The following is a 16213-nucleotide window of genomic DNA, read 5'->3' on the forward strand; positions in this document are numbered from 1 at the left end:
CGCCTCCGACCGTGGCCACGTCCTGCTTCTCCCGACCGGCTACTACATCGCCGGCGGCGCGCTGGCCGTCGCCATCAGCTTCCTCGTCCTGGCGCTGCTGCCGCCCGCCGCCCTCGACCGCTTCTGGCGCCGGCGCTTGACCCTGTTCACCTTCGGCGATGCTCCGCGCGCGCTCGTCAGCTTGATTTCCTTTGCCGGCTTCATACTTCTCGTCGCCGCCGGCTTTCTCGGCAGCCGCGACCCGCTCTCCAACCCCGTCCCCTTGGTGATCTGGACGCTGCTCTGGCAAGGCTTCACGCTGCTGCAGGGCTTGCTCGGCGATCTCTGGTCGTGGCTCAACCCATGGTACGGGCCGTGGCGTGTCGCCTCTCGCGTCTTCGGCCTTCCTGCGGACGATGAAAACCGATCGCGCCTGCCCAACTGGCTCGGCTACTGGCCGGCCTTCGTGCTGTTCTTCGCCTTCGCCTGGTTCGAGCTGATCGATCCCGCCCCCGACGATCCGGCCCGCCTCGCCTTTGCCGCCGGCCTCTACTGGCTGGCAAGCTTCGTCGCCATGCTCGTCTTCGGCTACGACGCCTGGAGCAAACGCGGCGAATTCCTGACGGTTTTCTTCTCGATGGTTGCCCGCTTCGCGCCTGTCGAGCGCCTTGAAGGCCGCCTCTCCCTCTGCTGGCCCGGCGCCAAGCTGCTTGCCGCCGAGCCGCTGCCGCTGAGCGGCACGGCCTTCCTCCTGCTGGCGCTGTCGTCAGTATCCTTCGACGGCCTGTCGAAAACCTTCTTCTGGCTTGGCCTGTTCGGCATCAATCCGCTGGAATATCCCGGCCGCACCGCGCTGATCGGCATCGGCAGTTTTGGCGTGGTGCTCACCTTCGTCTTGCTGGCGGCGGTGTTCGCCCTGGCCGTCTTTCTCGGCCAACGCCTCGTCGGCGAAGATCATTCTTTCGGCGAGGCAGCCGGCCTGCTGGTCTGGTCGATCGTGCCGATCGCGCTTGCCTACCACATCGCGCATTACCTCACCGTGCTTCTGGTCGACGGCCAGTTTGCACTGGTCGCGCTCTCCGACCCGTTCGCGCTCGGCTGGAATCTGTTCGGAACCGCCAATAGGATGGTCGAAGCGGGCGTCGTTGCTGGCGCTCAGTCGGCCTGGTGGCTGTGGAACATCCAGGCCGGCGTCATCATCGCCGGGCATGTGCTGGCAGTGCTCGTCGCGCATGGCCTTGCCTGGCGGCTCCACAAACAGCCGTCGCGCGCAGCGCTCAGTCAATTGCCACTCACCTTGCTGATGATCGCCTACACGATCTTCGGCCTTTGGTTGCTTGCCACGCCGACCGCCGGATGACACAAAGCGTGCCAATGATGCCGTCGGGTAAAGCTCGCTTGCCAGGCCAAAGCTTTGGTGATTTAGTTTGTACACATGCAATTTTCGCGTCCTCCAGGCAAGGAGGATCGAGCCGCCTTATCGCTGGTCAAGACTGAAAAAAACAGGGGAACCGACATGGCTGACAAGAACGGATTTTTCGACCTCTCCAAGACGACGCTGTCGCGCCGCACCGCGCTGAAGGGCATCGCCGCCGGCGCGGGCCTTGCGCTAGCGCCCGGCTTCGTGCGCTACAGCCAGGCGCAGAGCTCGGCGCCGATCAGAATAGGCTTCCAGTCGCACCGCACCGGCATCGGGGCCGCCTATGGCCGCTGGTACGAGAAGACAAGTGCTGCCGCCGTCAAGGCGATAAACGACGCCGGCGGCATCAGCGGCCGCAAGGTCGAGCTGGTGATCGAGGATGACGGCACCGATCCGGCGCGCGGCGCCGAGGTGGTCAACAAATTCGCCAAGCAGCACAAGACCGACATCGTCTTCGGCACTTTGTTCTCGCATGTCGTGATCGGCTCGGCGCCCGCCGCGGGTGAGAACAAGATCCCCTATTTCGTGGTCAGCGAAGGCCACCACGTCGCCTCCACCAAGCTCAACCGCTACGTCTTCCAGCCCGGCATCACCGACGTGAAGAGCCAGATCCAGTCCATGGCGCCATGGATCGCGGCGAACGCCGGCAAGAAGGTGACGCAGATCTTCCCCGACTTCGCCTTCGGCTACGATCATCGCGACTACCTGCCGCCGGCGCTGAAGGCGCAAGGCGCCGACGTCATCGCCCAGATCGCCATCCCGCCGACGGAATCTTCCTTTACCAAATACTTCCCGCAGATCCCGGCCGAGACCGAGGTGATTTACCACGTCATGGTCGGCCCTGCGGTGCTCACCTTCGTCAAGGAACTCGGCGAGTTCTACGGTTCGCAGAGGCCGCAGCTTTTCGGCTTCATGGATTCGCTTGAGGCCGTCGACATCAACAGCCCCGGCCTCGAATTCCTCGACGGCAGCCATTTCTGGGAAGGCTCGCCGCGCTACGCGCAGCCCGATGATTCCGCCGCGCAGAAGGCCTATCGCGCCGCCGTCGGCATCGACGACAATGGCGCCGCGGTCGGCGATCCCAAGGACATCTCCACCGCATCGCACATGTTCGGCTGCTGGGAAACGCTCTACGTCGTCAAGAAGGCGATGGAAGATGCCGGCTACAAGGGACCGGAGGACCGCGCCAAGCTGGTCGAGGCGACCGAGGCGCTGAAGGAATTCGCCGAGGGACCGGAACATCCGCAGGGCCCGAAGACCTTCAACGGCAAGATTCACCAGTGTTTCGGCATCCAGAACATCTCCAAGGTCGAAGGCGGCAAGCTCAAGGTCGTGCACAAGACCAAGATCGAGGACGGCCTCTACGAGCCGGAAGGGGATTATACGACGCAGGCGCTGTAGGCGCCTTACCCTCCCCCTTTGTGGGGAGGGTCGGCGAACTGGCTTCGCATTTCGCGAAGCCAGTGAGACGGGGAGCGGGCCGCGATGGCCCTTGCCCCACCCCCCACCCGACCGCTACGCGGTCACCCTCCCCACAAGGGGAGGGCAAGGGCGCCCTGATGCATTTCGGACCCCACCTCCTCCTTGCCGTCCTTGAAGGCCTGGTCACCTCCGCCGTGCTGGCGCTGACGGCGCTCGGCCTGTCGCTGGTGTTCGGCGTCATGCGCATCGTCAATGTCGCCCATGGCGAATTCTTCATGCTGGGCGCCGTGCTCGCCTGGGCGATCTCGACGGCGATTTCCGGCCACCCGGCCATCGGCTTTGTGGCAGCACTTGTGATCGCGCCCTTGCTGGTCGGGCTGGTCGCGTTTCTCGCCGAATGGCTGGTGCTGCGGCGGCTGAATTACAATCCCGAAAGCACCATCGTCGCCACCATCGGCATGCTCTACATCATCCAGCAGCTGGCGCTCACCTTCTACGGGCCGGAAGCGCGCCCGGTTGAGCCGCCTTTCAGCTACCGCATCCTACTGCCGTGGTTCGGCTATTCCGGCTACAAGCTGTCGGTGGTTGCCGCTTCCACCGTCCTGCTCGTGATCACCTGGCTGGTGCTGACCCGCACCAAGATCGGCCTGATCATGCGCGCCACCCAATATGACCGCGAGACGGCGCAGGCCTTCGGCATTCCGGTCGAGCGCGTCTATGCCGGCGTCTTCGCCATCGGCGCCATGCTGGCCGCGATCGCCGCGGTGCTGATCGTGCCGATCAGCCAGGCGCATTATCTGATGGGGCAGGACCCGCTGCTGCTCTCCTTCATCGTCGTCATCATCGGTGGCCTGGGATCGCTCCGCGGAACCGTCGTCGCCGCCGTCCTGATCGGCCTCTCCGACGGCATCATCTCGATGTTCTTCTCGCCGACGCTCGCCAAGATCATCGCCACGCTGGTGGTCGCCATGGTGCTGGTGTTCCGGCCGCAGGGCCTGTTCGGGACCGCGCCGCGATGAGGGATGCTTCGCCGGCAAAGACCTACGCCCTGCATATCGGCGTCATCATGCTTTTGTTCGCGCTGAACTTCATCATGCCGGATTACCATCAGGGCCTGTTTGCCCGCATCATGGCGCTGGCGGTCTTTGCCATGGGCTACAACCTGCTCTTCGGCTATGTCGGCCTGCTCAGCCTCGGCCACGCCATGTTCTTCTCGGCCGGCCTCTATGGCGCGGGCCTGACCGTCTACCATCTCGGCTGGGGCGTGCCGGAAGCCTTAGTCGCCGGTATTGCCTGTGGCGCGCTGCTCGCCCTGGTCATCGGCTTGCTGGCGCTGCGCACCTCGGGCGTGGCCTTCATGATCGTCACCATGATGTTCGCCCAGGTCTTCTATCTGATGATCCTCTATTTCGCCGCCTGGACCGGCGGCGACCAGGGACTGGTCATCCAGCAGGCATCCCGGGTGATCGCGATCGGCGGCGTCTCGTTCGACCTGACCGATCCGACGGTGCGCTACATGGGCGCGCTGGCGCTGTTCTCGGTCGTGCTGCTCATCACGCTCGCCCTTGTCCGCTCCCGCTTCGGCCGTGTGCTGGTCGCCATCCGGGAGAACGAAGAACGCACGAAGATGCTTGGCTATGACACGGTCGCCAACAAGCTGGTCGCGGTCGTCGCCTCCGGCGCCATCTGCTCGGCGTCGGGCGCCGCCTATGCGCTGCTGTTCGGCTATGTCGGATCGAATTTCGCGTCGATCCAGTATTCCATCCTGCCGCTGCTTTGGGTGCTGCTCGGCGGCGCCGCGACCACGCTCGGTCCGCTCATCGGCACCCTGTTCATGTATTATGTCACCGACATCACCAGCGGCTTCACCTCGGCCTATCTGCTGATCGTCGGCGTGGCGCTCATCCTGCTCGTCCTGTTTGCCCCGAAGGGCATCATGGGCAGCATCCGCGAGCGCTGGCTGGGGTGGCTGCCATGACGCCGCTGCTCACCACCAAGGGTCTCTCGCGCCAGTTCGGCGGCCTGCGCGCCGTCGACGGCGTCGACTTCGCGCTGATGCCGGGCGAGATCCGCGCTGTCATCGGCCCCAACGGCGCTGGCAAGACGACGTTCGTCAGCCTGCTCTCGGGCCGCATCCGGCCATCGTCGGGTGCCGTTGTCTTCGACGGCGTCGACATCACCGCCATGCCGGCCTACCAACGGGTCAGGCTCGGCGTCGCCTACACGTTCCAGATCACCAGCGTCTTCGCCAACCTCACGGTCTTCGACAATGTCGCGCTGCCGGTGCAGCGCACGCTGACGGACGGCCGCACCAAGGGGCAGGTCAGGACCGGCGTCATGGCGGCGCTGGAGCGCACCGGACTTGCCGACCGCGCCGGCACGCTGGCCGCGCACCTTTCCTATGGCCATCAGCGTCTGCTGGAAGTGGCGATGGGCCTGGCGCTGAAGCCGCGCCTGCTCATCCTCGACGAGCCAACGCAAGGCCTTGCCGACAGTGAGATCGACAATTTCATCGCGCTGGTCCGCGGGATCGCCAGGGACGCGACGGTTCTTCTGATCGAGCACAACATGCCGGTCGTCATGGGACTCGCCGACCGCATCACCGTCTTCAATTCGGGCAAGATCCTCGCAGAGGGCACGCCGGGCGAGATCCGCGCAAACGGCGAAGTCCAGGACGCCTATCTCGGAGCGACCCATGGCTGACTCCGTTGGAACCAATGACGGATTGCTCACCATTGCCGGCCTCGACTGCTTCTATGGCGAGGTGCAGGTGCTCTACGGCCTCGACCTGGCCTTGAACAAGGGCGAGGTGCTGTGCCTGTTCGGCCGCAACGGCGCCGGCAAGACGACGACGCTGAAGGCCATCATGGGGCTGGTCCCGGCAGCAAGCGGCTCGATCAGATTGGATGGCAAGGAACTGACCGGGCTCGCCGCGCATGACGTGCCGAAGGCAGGCGTCGCCTATGTGCCGCAGGGCAGGCGCCTGTTCGCCGAGATGAGTGTGGCGGAAAACATCGAGATCGGTCTCATGGCGCGCGGCAAGGGCAAGCAGACGCGCGAGAACGTCCTCGATCTCTTCCCGCTGCTGCGCGAGCGGCTGAAGCAGCGTTCAGGCACGCTCTCCGGCGGCGAGCAGCAGATGCTTGCCATGGCCCGCGCGCTCTGCCTCGAGCCGCAGGTGCTGTTGCTCGACGAGCCGACCGAGGGCCTGATGCCGTCGATGATCGCCAGGATCCGCGAGACGGTGGCCAAGCTGCGCGAGCTCGGCGTCTCCACCATCCTGGTCGAGCAGCGCGTCGACGCCGTGCTCTCGGTCGCTGATCGGGTTTGCTTCATCGAGAACGGCCGCAACCGCGAGACGGTCGACGTCGAGGCGCTGCGGGCGGATCCCTCGGCGGTGCGAAGATATGTTGGAGTGGGCTGAGGTCCTGAAACTGCCGCAGCCTCGAAATTGGCGGGCGTGGCGACGATCAGGTTGTTCCTCGCCCCACGTAAAGTGGGGAGAGGTGGCTCGGCGAAGCCGAGACGGAGAGGGGAGCGCCCTACGAAAGCCCCCGCTCCGGCCGCTTCGCGGCCACCTCTCCCCCGCTTTGCGGGGGCGAGGAACCCAGGACAATGAAGGACAGCGCCAGTGTCCTTCGCTTCAGAAAAACAAAAACCCGGCAATCAAGAACGTCGGGATCAGCACAAGGCCGGACCACATCATATAGCCGAAGAAACCCGGCATCTTGAAGCCGCGATGCCTGGCGATGGCGAAGACCATGAAGTTCGGCGCGTTGCCGATATAGGTGTTGGCGCCCATGAACACCGCTCCCGCCGAGATCGCGGCCAGCGTCGAGGCTGCCTCAGTCATCAGGTGCTGGGCATCACCGCCGGCAAGCTCGAAGAACACCAGATAGGTCGGCGCGTTGTCGAGGAAGGAAGACAGCGCCCCGGTCAGCCAGAAATAGGCCAGATCGTTGGGCTGGCCGTCAGCGGAGGTGACAAGCGCCACCAGCGGCGCCAGCGCGCCGTCATGGCCGGCCCGCAGGATGGCGATGACCGGCACGATGCAGATGAAGATGCCGGCAAACAATTTCGCCACCTCGGCGATCGGGCCCCAGGTGAAGCCGTTGGCCTCGCGGTGGCTCTTGTAGGAGACCTTCAGCGACAGGAAGGCCAGCACCAGGATGATGGCGTCGCGCACCAGGTTCTGCAACTCGAGGCTGACGCCAAGGATTGGGATGCTGACGCCCGGCTTCCAACTCGCCGAAAGCAGGATCGCGCCGATCACGCCGGCGAGCAGCGGCAGGTTGGCCAGCCCGCGCAGGCGCACCTTTGTATCAGGCGTCGGGTCCTTGATCTTCGGCATGCCGGCTTCGCGGCGGTGCAGGACCAGATCAATCGCCAGGAACACTGCCAGCACCAGCCCGCCGACAAAAAGCGTGTCCGGCAGGATGTGCACCGTTGTCCAGAAGAAATCCACGCCGCGCAGGAAGCCGACGAACAGCGGCGGGTCGCCGAGCGGCGTCAGCGAGCCGCCGATGTTGGAGACTAGGAAGATGAAGAAGATCACCACATGGGCGTTGAACGGCCGGTTGTCGTTGGCGCGCAGCATCGGCCGGATCAGGATCATCGAGGCGCCGGTCGTGCCGATGACCGAGGCAAGCAGCGCGCCGATGAGCAGCAGCCCGGCATTTGTGAGCGGCGTGCCGTGGATGTTGCCGGCAAGCAGGATGCCGCCCGAGATGGTGTAGAGCGCGAACAACAGGATGATGAAGGACATGTATTCGGTGAGCAGCGTGTGCAGCACGGCCTCGCCTGCAGCGGGGATACCGAACGCGATCGCAAGCGGGACCACCGCCAGCGCCGCCCAGCCGGCGGCGATCTTGCCGTAATGATGTTCCCACAGGTGATGAAAGAGCAGCGGTCCGGTCGCGATCGACAGCAGCAGGCCGGCAAAGGGCAATCCCCACCAGAGCGACATGGCGGCGCCGGGCAGTTCATGGATTTCGGCGGCGAACGCCTGTGCTGGGAATAGTAGCAATACGGCAAGTGAAGCGAATGAGAAAAACCCCTTCGTCCGGCCGCCGCGCGCCTTCCCCTTCTCCCCTTGTGGGAGAAGGTGGATCGGCGCGTAGCGCCGAGACGGATGAGGGGTGTTCCAGCGGAGTGAGGCGCCGACGTTCCCTGGAGCACCCCTCATCCGTCGCCTTCGGCGACACCTTCTCCCACAAGGGGAGAAGGGGGAGCCCGCAATCCGGGTGAGGGGGAGCTTCCCCACAGGCCGATCAATCCGCCGAGTGGTCTTCGAGCGTCACGCCGGCTTCGCGCATGCGCTTCAGCATCGCCTCCACCGAGCCGTTGAGGTCGATGCCGCGGCAGGCGTCGAGCCGGACTGTCGTCTTGAAACCCTGCTTCACCGCGTCGAGTGCGGAAAAGGCAACGCAGAAATCGGTGGCGAGCCCGACCAGTGTGATCGTGTCGATGCCGCGCTCCTTGAGATAGCCGCCAAGGCCGGTCGGTGTCTTATGGTCGTTCTCGAAGAACGCCGAATAGGAGTCGATCGCTGTGCGGAACCCCTTGCGGAGCACCAGCTCGGCCTTGGTCCAGGCGAGCCCGGAATGGAAATCGGAACCGAGGCTGCCCTGGATGCAATGGTCCGGCCACAGCGTCTGCGGCCCGTAAGGCATCTCGATCGTCTCGAAGGGCTGTTTGCCCGGATGGCTCGAGGCGAAGCTCGAATGTCCGGCCGGGTGCCAGTCCTGCGTCAGGATCACATGATCGGTCCGCCGGATCAGGTCGTTGACCAAAGGCACGATCTCGTCGCCGCCGGCCACCGCCAGCGCGCCGCCTGGGCAAAAATCGTTCTGCAGGTCGATGACGATGAGCGCTTCGTCGGCCATGCGGTTCCCTCTCGTTTGGCCCCTCGTATTGGCTTGAGGCTCCAGTCCAAAGCCGCTGACGCGACCGGACACGGAACCTTGACCAGATGGGCGGCGGCGTCAACCTCCGGCACCATAACAATCGCGTTCAGGTCCTTGCCGCGCCAACTCCGGCTTTGACAATTCCGACCGGCCTGATATCATTTGCATACGAATGAATTTGACCGGTCTGGATACCGGCGGAAAATCCCAGGGCAAGGCGCTTTGGGCGGGCCAATCGGGGACGGCTCGTTTCTGGGAAGGTTCTGGAAGGCAGAGCGTGATCCGTTACGCGAAACCCACCACGGTCGACGAGGCGCTCGCTCTGCTTGGCGAGGATCGCTGGCGCATTCTTGCCGGCGGCACCGATTTCTACCCCGCCCAGGGCGCAAAACCTTTCCGGGACAACATCCTCGACATCAACGGCCTCGCCGAACTGCGCGGCATCGAAGAGACAGACGAATGCTGGCGGATCGGCGCCCGCACCACCTGGACCGATATTGTCCGTCACAAGCTGCCGCCTGCCTTCGACGCGCTGAAGGCCGCAGCACGCGAGGTCGGCTCGGTACAGATCCAGAATGTCGCCTCGGTCGCCGGCAATCTCTGCAACGCCTCGCCCGCCGCCGACGGCGTGCCTGCGCTGCTGACGCTCGACGCCGATGTCGAGTTGCGCTCCGCGCCTGCCATCCGCCATCTGCCGCTCGACGCGTTCGTCCTTGGCAATCGCCGCACGGCGCTGCAGCCGGGCGAGATGGTCACCGCCATTCGCGTGCCGAAGCGTTCCGCGGTCGGCAGCTCGGCCTTCGTCAAGCTCGGCGCGCGGCGCTACCTCGTCATCTCGATTGCCATGGCCGCGGCGCGGCTCGTGGTCGAGAATGGCGTCGTCGCCGAAGCGGTGATCGCGGTCGGCTCCTGCTCCGCGGTCGCCCGCCGCGTCGCCGGCGTCGAGGCGGCCCTGCGCGGGCGTCCGATCAACGAGGCGCTTGCCGACGCGGTGATGTCGGCGCCCATGGATGAACTGTCGCCGATCTCCGATGTGCGCGGCAGCGCCGAGTACCGGCAGGACGCGGCGCGCGAGATCGTTGCGCGCGCGGTGTGTGCCGCAATCGGCCTCGGCGAAAGCAAGGTGGCCGCATGAGCATGGTCCAACCCGGCATGGCACAGTCAGGCATGGAACGCACCGACATTGCCTTTGAGGTCAACGGTGCCTCCGTCAGCGTCTCCGTGCCGCCGGTCCGGCGCCTGTCTCAGGTGTTGCGCGACGAGTTGCGGCTGACCGGCACCAAGGTCGGCTGCGATGCCGGCGATTGCGGCGCCTGCACGGTGCTGGTCGACGGCAATCCGGTCTGCGCCTGCCTTGTGCCGGCGGCGTCCGTCACCGGCGCTTCCGTGACCACCGTCGAAGGCCTTGCCAATGGCAGGCTTTCGGCGCTGCAGGCCTCCTTCCTCGAACATGGCGCCGCGCAATGCGGTATCTGCACGCCCGGCCTGCTGGTCGCGGCCACCGCGCTTTTGGAACGCAACCCGACACCCAGCGAAGCCGAGACGCAGGATGCGCTGGGCGGCGTGCTCTGCCGCTGCACCGGCTATCGAAAAATCGTCGCGGCGGTGATGCAGGCCTCGCGGCATATGAACGGCATCGACCTTCGCCTGCCGGAGATGGGCCACGCGGTCGGTGCCTCGCCGATCCGGCTCGACGGCGTGCCGAAGGTCACCGGCGACGAGAAGTTCGGCGGCGATTCCTTCCCGACCGATGCGCTGTCTGTGCTGGTGGTCCGCTCGCCGCACTATCATGCCGGCTTCAGCTTCGGCGATCTCGATGCCTGGATCAAAGCGCATCCCGGCATCGCCGGAATCTTCACTGCTGCGGATATTCCCGGCAAGAACTGCTTCGGCGTCATCGGCCCCTTTGCCGACCAGCCGGCTTTGGCCGAAGGCGTTGTCCGTCTGCGCGGCGAGGCGGTGGCGCTTGTGGCGGGCGAGCGCGAGGCCATCCTCGACCTCGACCTGACGGATTTTCCGATCGCCTGGACCGAACTGCCGCATCTGCTGCAGCCGCGCGAGGCCAAGGCCGATGGGGCCGCGCTGATTCATAGCCACCGTCCGGCGAACCTTTTGACCTCCGGCTATGTCGAGCGCGGCGATCCGGAACGAGCGCTCGCCGCCGCCGCGGTCACCGTCTCCGGCGTCATCGAAACCTCCTTTGTCGAGCATGCCTATATCGAGCCGGAAGCCGGCTACGCTTATATGGAGGGCGACACGCTGGTCGTCGTCGCCTGCACCCAGGCGCCCTATATGGATCGCGACGACACGGCCAAGGTTCTTGGCCTTGCCGTCGACAAGGTTCGCATCGTGCCGACCGCCACCGGCGGCGGTTTCGGCTCGAAGCTCGACGTCTCGCTGCAGCCTCTCATCGGCCTCGTCGCGATGAAGACCGGGCGGCCGGCGGCGCTTGCCTACACCCGCAATGAATCGATGATGTCGACCACTAAGCGTCATCCGGCCGAGATGAAGGCGACCATCGGCGCTGATGCCGAGGGCCATATCACCGGCATGGTCTTCGAGGGCGATTTCAACACCGGGGCTTACGCAAGCTGGGGGCCGACGGTCGCCAACCGCGTGCCGGTGCACGCCTCCGGCCCTTATCTGACGCCAAACTACCGCGCCACAGGCTACGCCATTCATACCAACGGCCCGATCGCCGGCGCCTTCCGGGGTTTCGGCGTGCCGCAGGCCACCATCATGCAGGAAACGCTCTATGACGAGCTCGCCGGCAAGCTCGGTATGGACCGTCTGGATTTCCGCCTGAAGAACTGCCTGCGCGACGGCTGCGCGACCGTCACCGGCCAGCGCCTGGAATCGGGTGTTGGCATCGGCGAATGCCTGGAGCAGCTTCAGCCGCACTGGACGCGCGCGCTGGCCGACGCGGAAGCGTTCAACACCGCCAGCACGGCTAGCAAGCGCGGCGTCGGCGTCGCCTCCTGCTGGTATGGCTGCGGCAACACCTCGCTGCCCAATCCCTCGACCATCAAGGTCGGCATCTCGGTCTCGGGCGACGTCGTGCTGCATCAGGGCGCGGTCGATATCGGCCAGGGCTCCAACACCGTCATCACCCAGATCTGCGCCGACGCGCTCGGGCTGCCGCTGGACAAGTTCAAGCTGAAGAGCGCCGACACCGCCATCACGCCCGACGCCGGCAAAACATCCGCCTCGCGCCAGACTTTTGTAACGGGCAAGGCGGCGGAGAAGGCAGGCCGCGCCTTGCGCGAAAAAATCCTGCGCTTCGCCAACGTCTCGGAACAGGCGACGATTGCGCTCGACGGCGCGAACCTTTCCATCCGCGAAGGCGATGCCGCGCGGCGCATCGATCTGTCCGAGTTGAAGGTCGATGCCGACGGCATGGTGTTCGTCGCGGAAGAAACCTACGACCCACCCACACTGCCGCTCGACGCCAAGGGCCAGGGCAAGCCCTACGCCGTCTATGGCTATGGCGCGCAGATCGCCGAGCTCGAGGTCGATCTCAAGCTCGGCACCGTGAAGCTGATCAAGATCACCGCCGCGCACGACGTGGGCAGGGCGATCAACCCGGTGCTGGTCGAGGGCCAGATCGAGGGCGGCATCGCGCAGGGCATCGGCATGGCGCTGATGGAAGAATATATCCCCGGCCGCACTGAGAATTTGCACGATTACCTCATCCCGACCATCGGCGACGTGCCGCCGGTCGAGCACATATTGGTCGAGGTTCCGGATACGGAAGGACCCTTCGGCGCCAAGGGCCTTGGCGAGCATGTGCTGATCCCCACCGCGCCGGCGATCCTCAATGCCATCCGCCACGCCACAGGCGTCCTGGTCACCAAGGTGCCGGCGACGCCGAGCCGCATCCTGGCGGCGATCCGCGAGAAGGAGGCGCGCCGATGAGCGAGCTTGCCGAACGTTTCGAAACCCATGACCCCGGCGAGAAGCGGGTGGCGGAGAAGATCCGCTGCGATGCCTGTCCGGTCATGTGCTACATCGCCGACGGCCGCACCGGCGCCTGCGACCGCTACGGCAATGTCGGCGGCCGCATCGTGCGCATGGATCCGCTGACCATCCTCGACCATGCCGCCGAGACCGGCGGCGCGGTCGTGCCTTTCATTGCCGAGGGCGAGGCCTGGAACGGCGAGCTGGTCAACACCGGAAGGCGCTTCGTCACCGCGATCGGCGCCGGCACCACCTATCCCGATTATAAGCCGGCGCCCTTCATCGTCAGCCAGGAGGTCGAGGGCGTCGACCTCGTCACCGTCGTCACCGAAGGGATATTCTCCTACTGCGGCGTCAAGGTGAAGATCGACACCGACCGCCATATCGGCGACGAGACGGCGATCGTGCGCTCGCAAGGCGAGGCGATCGGCCATGTCACCACAGGCGAATACGGCTCGCAGATGCTGTCGCTCGGCGGCGTCCATCATTTGACCGGCGGCTCCAAGCAGGAAGGCCGCGCCACTTGCGACGCGCTGCTCAACCTGTGCAACCGCAAGCCGGTCGAGCTTACCATCGATGGCGGCGCGACGGTCATCGTCGAGGCCGGCAAGCCGCCGGTCATCGACGGCAAGGTCGAGCACCGCATGCGGGTCGGCTGCGGCTCGGCCACCATCGGCATGTTCGCCACGCAATGGCGCGGCCTGGTCGACGAGGTGGTGGTGGTCGACGACCACATCACCGGCGTCGTCTCCGAGCATCAGGCCGGCAAGGTGCTGGGCTGGGAAGACACCGGCATAAAGATCATCGGCCGACGTTCGACGCCCGGCCGCTATTTCAAGGTCTCGGAGCCCGGCCTCGGCTGGGGTGGCACTACGATCTCCGACCCGCTGTCGATCCTCGGCGATTGGAACGCCAAGAAGGGCGCACGTCCCGGCCTGTCGCTGCTGATGGTGTCGACCACCGGCGAGCAGTTCGCCTATTACGAGCTGGACGACGCGTTGAAGCCGGTCCAGAAGCCATTTCCTGAGCGGCTGCAAAAGTCCGTCGGCCTGATCGAGGACAATTGCGAGCCGGCGCTCTGCACAGTTCTGTTCATCGGCGGCGCCGGCGGCTCGCTGCGCGCCGGCGTAACCGAAAACCCGGTCAATCTCACCCGCTCGGTGCAGGGCCTGAGAACCTACGTGACGGTGGGCGGCGCGCCGGTCTATGTCTGGCCGGGCGGCGGCATCACGCTGATGGTGGACGTCACCCGCGTGCCGGAAGGCGCCTTCGGCTACGTGCCGACGCCGGCTCTGGTCGCGCCGATCGAGTTCACCATGCGCCGCGACGATTATGTGCGGCTCGGCGGCTACGAGAATGAGATCCGCAGCGTCGAGGATATCCTCGCCAAGGGCGGCGAGTATCTCAACCCGCGCCGCGGCACCGGCGCGCCGATCAACAACCCCTGGCCGCCGCTGGCGCAGCTGCGGCGCGCAGCGGCGAATGGTGCCGGCTGATGAACGGCCCGCAGGCGCATTGGCTTGCCGACGGACGGCGGCTCCATCTCAACCATGGGCCGATCGACCTCATCGTTGAAGCCTTTGGCTCTGACGACGAGCGTCGCGCCGCCTACGAGCAGGCGGTCGCACGCTTCCAGACGATCCTGATGGAGCTGGTCGAAGAGCTTCCGGAATTGCGCCTGCCGGCCTTCTTCCTGGCGCCGCGCGATTTCGCCGGGCCGACGGCGCGCCGCATGGAAGCAGCCGTCATGCCATTGGCGGAATGCTTCATCACGCCGATGGCCGCCGTTGCCGGTTCGGTAGCCGACGAAATTCTTGCCGCGATGCTCGCTGGCCGCCGGCTCGACCGCGCTTACGTCAACAATGGCGGCGACTGCGCCCTCTATCTCGGCAGGGAACAGTCGATGACGGTGGCGATCGCCGGCACCGGGAACGGCATGGCCGATCGCGTCGGCATCCGCGCCGAGGATGGCGTGCGCGGTGTTGCCACCAGCGGCTGGCGCGGCCGGTCGTTTTCGTTCGGCATCGCCGATGCCGTCACCGTTCTCGCGCCGACCGGCGCCGAGGCCGATGCGGCGGCAACGCTGATTGCCAACGCCGTCGACCTGCCTGGTCACCATGCCATCGCGCGCGTTCCGGCGCGCGACCTGGCGCCCGACAGCGATCTCGGAGAGCAACTGGTGACGCAGAGCGTCGGCGCGCTTTCGCCGGGCGACATTGCCCGGGCGCTGGACAATGGCCTCGCCGTCGCCGAAGATTTTCGCCGGCGCGGCCTGGTCGCGGCCTCGGCGCTGTTTCTGGCGGGCGAGGCCCGCATCAGCGGTTCAGTGGCGCTCACCGCGCCCAACAAGCGTCAAGCGAAGGAAACTGCCCATGCCTGACTTTCCGATCCGCAAGGTCGCGGTCTTGACCGAAGAGATTTTCCACGACGGCGGGCCCGTGGCCAAGCAACCGCGCCTGCGTGCAGCCGCCCTTGCCGTGGTCAAGAACCCCTTTGCCGGCCGCTATGTCGAGGACCTGCAAGGCGCGATGGAAGATTTGAAGCCGCTCGGGCTCCTGCTCTCCGACAGGCTGATCGCGGCGCTCGGCGGCGATGTGAAGAAGATCGACGGCTACGGCAAGGGCGCCATCGTCGGTTCCGCCGGCGAGCTTGAACACGGCGCGCTGTGGCACGTGCCCGGCGGCTATGCCATGCGCGAGCGGCTCGGCGACGCCAAGGCGATCGTGCCGTCGGCCAAGAAGGTCGGCGCGTTCGGCTCGAGGCTCGACGTGCCGCTCGGCCACATCAACGCCGCCTATGTGCGCAGCCATTTCGACGCCATGGAGGTCGGCATCAGCGACGGCCCGCGTCCCGACGAGATCCTGTTCTGCCTCGCCATGACCTGCGGCCCGCGCGTCCACAACCGCATGGGCGGCCTTGCGGCTGAGGACATCAAGGCATGGGACGGCCTCAGATGAGCGGCGAGGACAATCTGCTGCGGCTGGTCGAGGCCGAGGACGGCGACGAGAACAACTACCATCTGCAGGATCAGGTCGGCTTCATCCTGCGCAAGGCACATCAGCGCCATGTCTCGATCTTCGCCTCGCATATCGGCGATCTGACGCCGCCGCAATTCGCGGCTTTGGCCAAGCTTTACGACATCGGCGAGACCTCGCAGAACCAGCTCGGAACGCTGATCGCCATGGACGCGGCCACCGTGAAGGGCGTCATCGACCGGCTGAAAGCGCGGGGGCTGGTCGAGGTCTCCAAGCACGAGGTCGACAAAAGGCGGCTGCTGGTCAATCTGACGCCGGAAGGCCGCCAGGCGATCGAGCGGCTGATCCCGCTTGCCCGCGCCATCACCGAGGAGACCCTGGCGCCGCTGACGGCGAAGGAGGCCGCGACGTTTTTGCGGCTGCTGGCGAAGCTGGCGTAGAGCGTCCTCTCGGTCAGTGACCAGCGCGAGCGATCCTTCGCGCCCCCCTGTCCTGCCGGACATCTCCCCCACGAGGGGGGAGATTGGCGGTTTCGGCGCTGGCATCTTTCTGCA

General features: G+C 65.8%; 14 protein-coding genes. 12 read left to right on the forward strand and 2 right to left on the reverse strand.

Annotation, left to right across the window (positions count from 1 at the left end; translation table 11 throughout):
* From E5X34_RS20535 to E5X34_RS20560, 6 genes are all read left to right on the forward strand, one after another.
* On the forward strand, window positions 1-1339 hold a 1339-nt coding region (locus tag E5X34_RS20535; protein WP_292568345.1), incomplete at its 5' end, for a hypothetical protein.
* Between the two features lie 156 nt (window positions 1340-1495).
* A complete protein-coding gene (locus tag E5X34_RS20540) occupies window positions 1496-2800 on the forward strand; it encodes an ABC transporter substrate-binding protein (protein ID WP_292313925.1) in 1305 nt (434 codons plus the stop codon).
* 158 nt (window positions 2801-2958) lie between these two features.
* A complete protein-coding gene (locus E5X34_RS20545) occupies window positions 2959-3840 on the forward strand; it encodes a branched-chain amino acid ABC transporter permease (RefSeq protein ID WP_292568348.1) in 882 nt (293 codons plus the stop codon).
* Window positions 3837-4799, forward strand: coding sequence for a branched-chain amino acid ABC transporter permease (locus tag E5X34_RS20550; protein WP_292568350.1), 963 nt, complete (start codon window positions 3837-3839; stop codon window positions 4797-4799). Before E5X34_RS20545 ends, E5X34_RS20550 begins: the two co-directional genes overlap by 4 nt.
* The gene (locus E5X34_RS20555; RefSeq protein WP_292568352.1) at window positions 4796-5524 is read left to right on the forward strand and encodes an ABC transporter ATP-binding protein; all 729 of its coding nucleotides are present in this window, start codon (window positions 4796-4798) and stop codon (window positions 5522-5524) included. The genes E5X34_RS20550 and E5X34_RS20555 overlap by 4 nt, the downstream gene beginning before the upstream one ends.
* Window positions 5517-6245 carry an ABC transporter ATP-binding protein gene (locus E5X34_RS20560; protein WP_292568354.1) on the forward strand — a complete coding sequence of 243 codons (729 nt, stop codon included), beginning with the start codon at window positions 5517-5519 and terminating at the stop codon, window positions 6243-6245. The genes E5X34_RS20555 and E5X34_RS20560 overlap by 8 nt, the downstream gene beginning before the upstream one ends.
* Window positions 6246-6464: 219 nt before the next feature.
* Here the strand turns inward: E5X34_RS20560 and E5X34_RS20565 are convergent, their stop codons facing one another.
* Window positions 6465-7847: a sodium:proton antiporter gene (locus E5X34_RS20565; protein WP_292568356.1), complete on the reverse strand. Its 1383-nt coding sequence runs from the start codon at window positions 7845-7847 to the stop codon at window positions 6465-6467.
* A gap of 244 nt (window positions 7848-8091) precedes the next feature.
* Window positions 8092-8706 (reverse strand): bifunctional nicotinamidase/pyrazinamidase, encoded by a 615-nt coding sequence (gene pncA, locus E5X34_RS20570; protein ID WP_126079973.1) that lies wholly within the window; start codon window positions 8704-8706, stop codon window positions 8092-8094.
* A 298-nt stretch (window positions 8707-9004) separates the two neighbouring features.
* Here pncA and E5X34_RS20575 point away from each other — a divergent pair, with 298 nt between their 5' ends.
* The 6 genes from E5X34_RS20575 to E5X34_RS20600 are packed head-to-tail and all read left to right on the forward strand — an operon-like array spanning window position 9005 to window position 16099.
* Window positions 9005-9862: a xanthine dehydrogenase family protein subunit M gene (locus E5X34_RS20575; RefSeq protein WP_292568359.1), complete on the forward strand. Its 858-nt coding sequence runs from the start codon at window positions 9005-9007 to the stop codon at window positions 9860-9862.
* Window positions 9859-12642: a molybdopterin-dependent oxidoreductase gene (locus E5X34_RS20580; protein ID WP_292568360.1), complete on the forward strand. Its 2784-nt coding sequence runs from the start codon at window positions 9859-9861 to the stop codon at window positions 12640-12642. The genes E5X34_RS20575 and E5X34_RS20580 overlap by 4 nt, the downstream gene beginning before the upstream one ends.
* Window positions 12639-14180: a 6-hydroxynicotinate reductase gene (locus tag E5X34_RS20585; RefSeq protein WP_292568362.1), complete on the forward strand. Its 1542-nt coding sequence runs from the start codon at window positions 12639-12641 to the stop codon at window positions 14178-14180. The genes E5X34_RS20580 and E5X34_RS20585 overlap by 4 nt, the downstream gene beginning before the upstream one ends.
* On the forward strand, window positions 14180-15064 hold the full coding sequence (locus E5X34_RS20590) for a UPF0280 family protein (RefSeq protein WP_292568364.1): 885 nt from the start codon (window positions 14180-14182) through the stop codon (window positions 15062-15064). Before E5X34_RS20585 ends, E5X34_RS20590 begins: the two co-directional genes overlap by 1 nt.
* Window positions 15057-15641, forward strand: a complete 585-nt coding sequence (locus tag E5X34_RS20595) for an amino acid synthesis family protein (RefSeq protein ID WP_292568366.1) — start codon at window positions 15057-15059, stop codon at window positions 15639-15641. The genes E5X34_RS20590 and E5X34_RS20595 overlap by 8 nt, the downstream gene beginning before the upstream one ends.
* The gene (locus E5X34_RS20600; protein WP_292568487.1) at window positions 15638-16099 is read left to right on the forward strand and encodes a MarR family transcriptional regulator; all 462 of its coding nucleotides are present in this window, start codon (window positions 15638-15640) and stop codon (window positions 16097-16099) included. The genes E5X34_RS20595 and E5X34_RS20600 overlap by 4 nt, the downstream gene beginning before the upstream one ends.
* Window positions 16100-16213 lie beyond the last annotated feature (114 nt).

The sequence above is a fragment of the Mesorhizobium sp. genome, assembly GCF_004963255.1.
Lineage (GTDB): Bacteria > Pseudomonadota > Alphaproteobacteria > Rhizobiales > Rhizobiaceae > Mesorhizobium.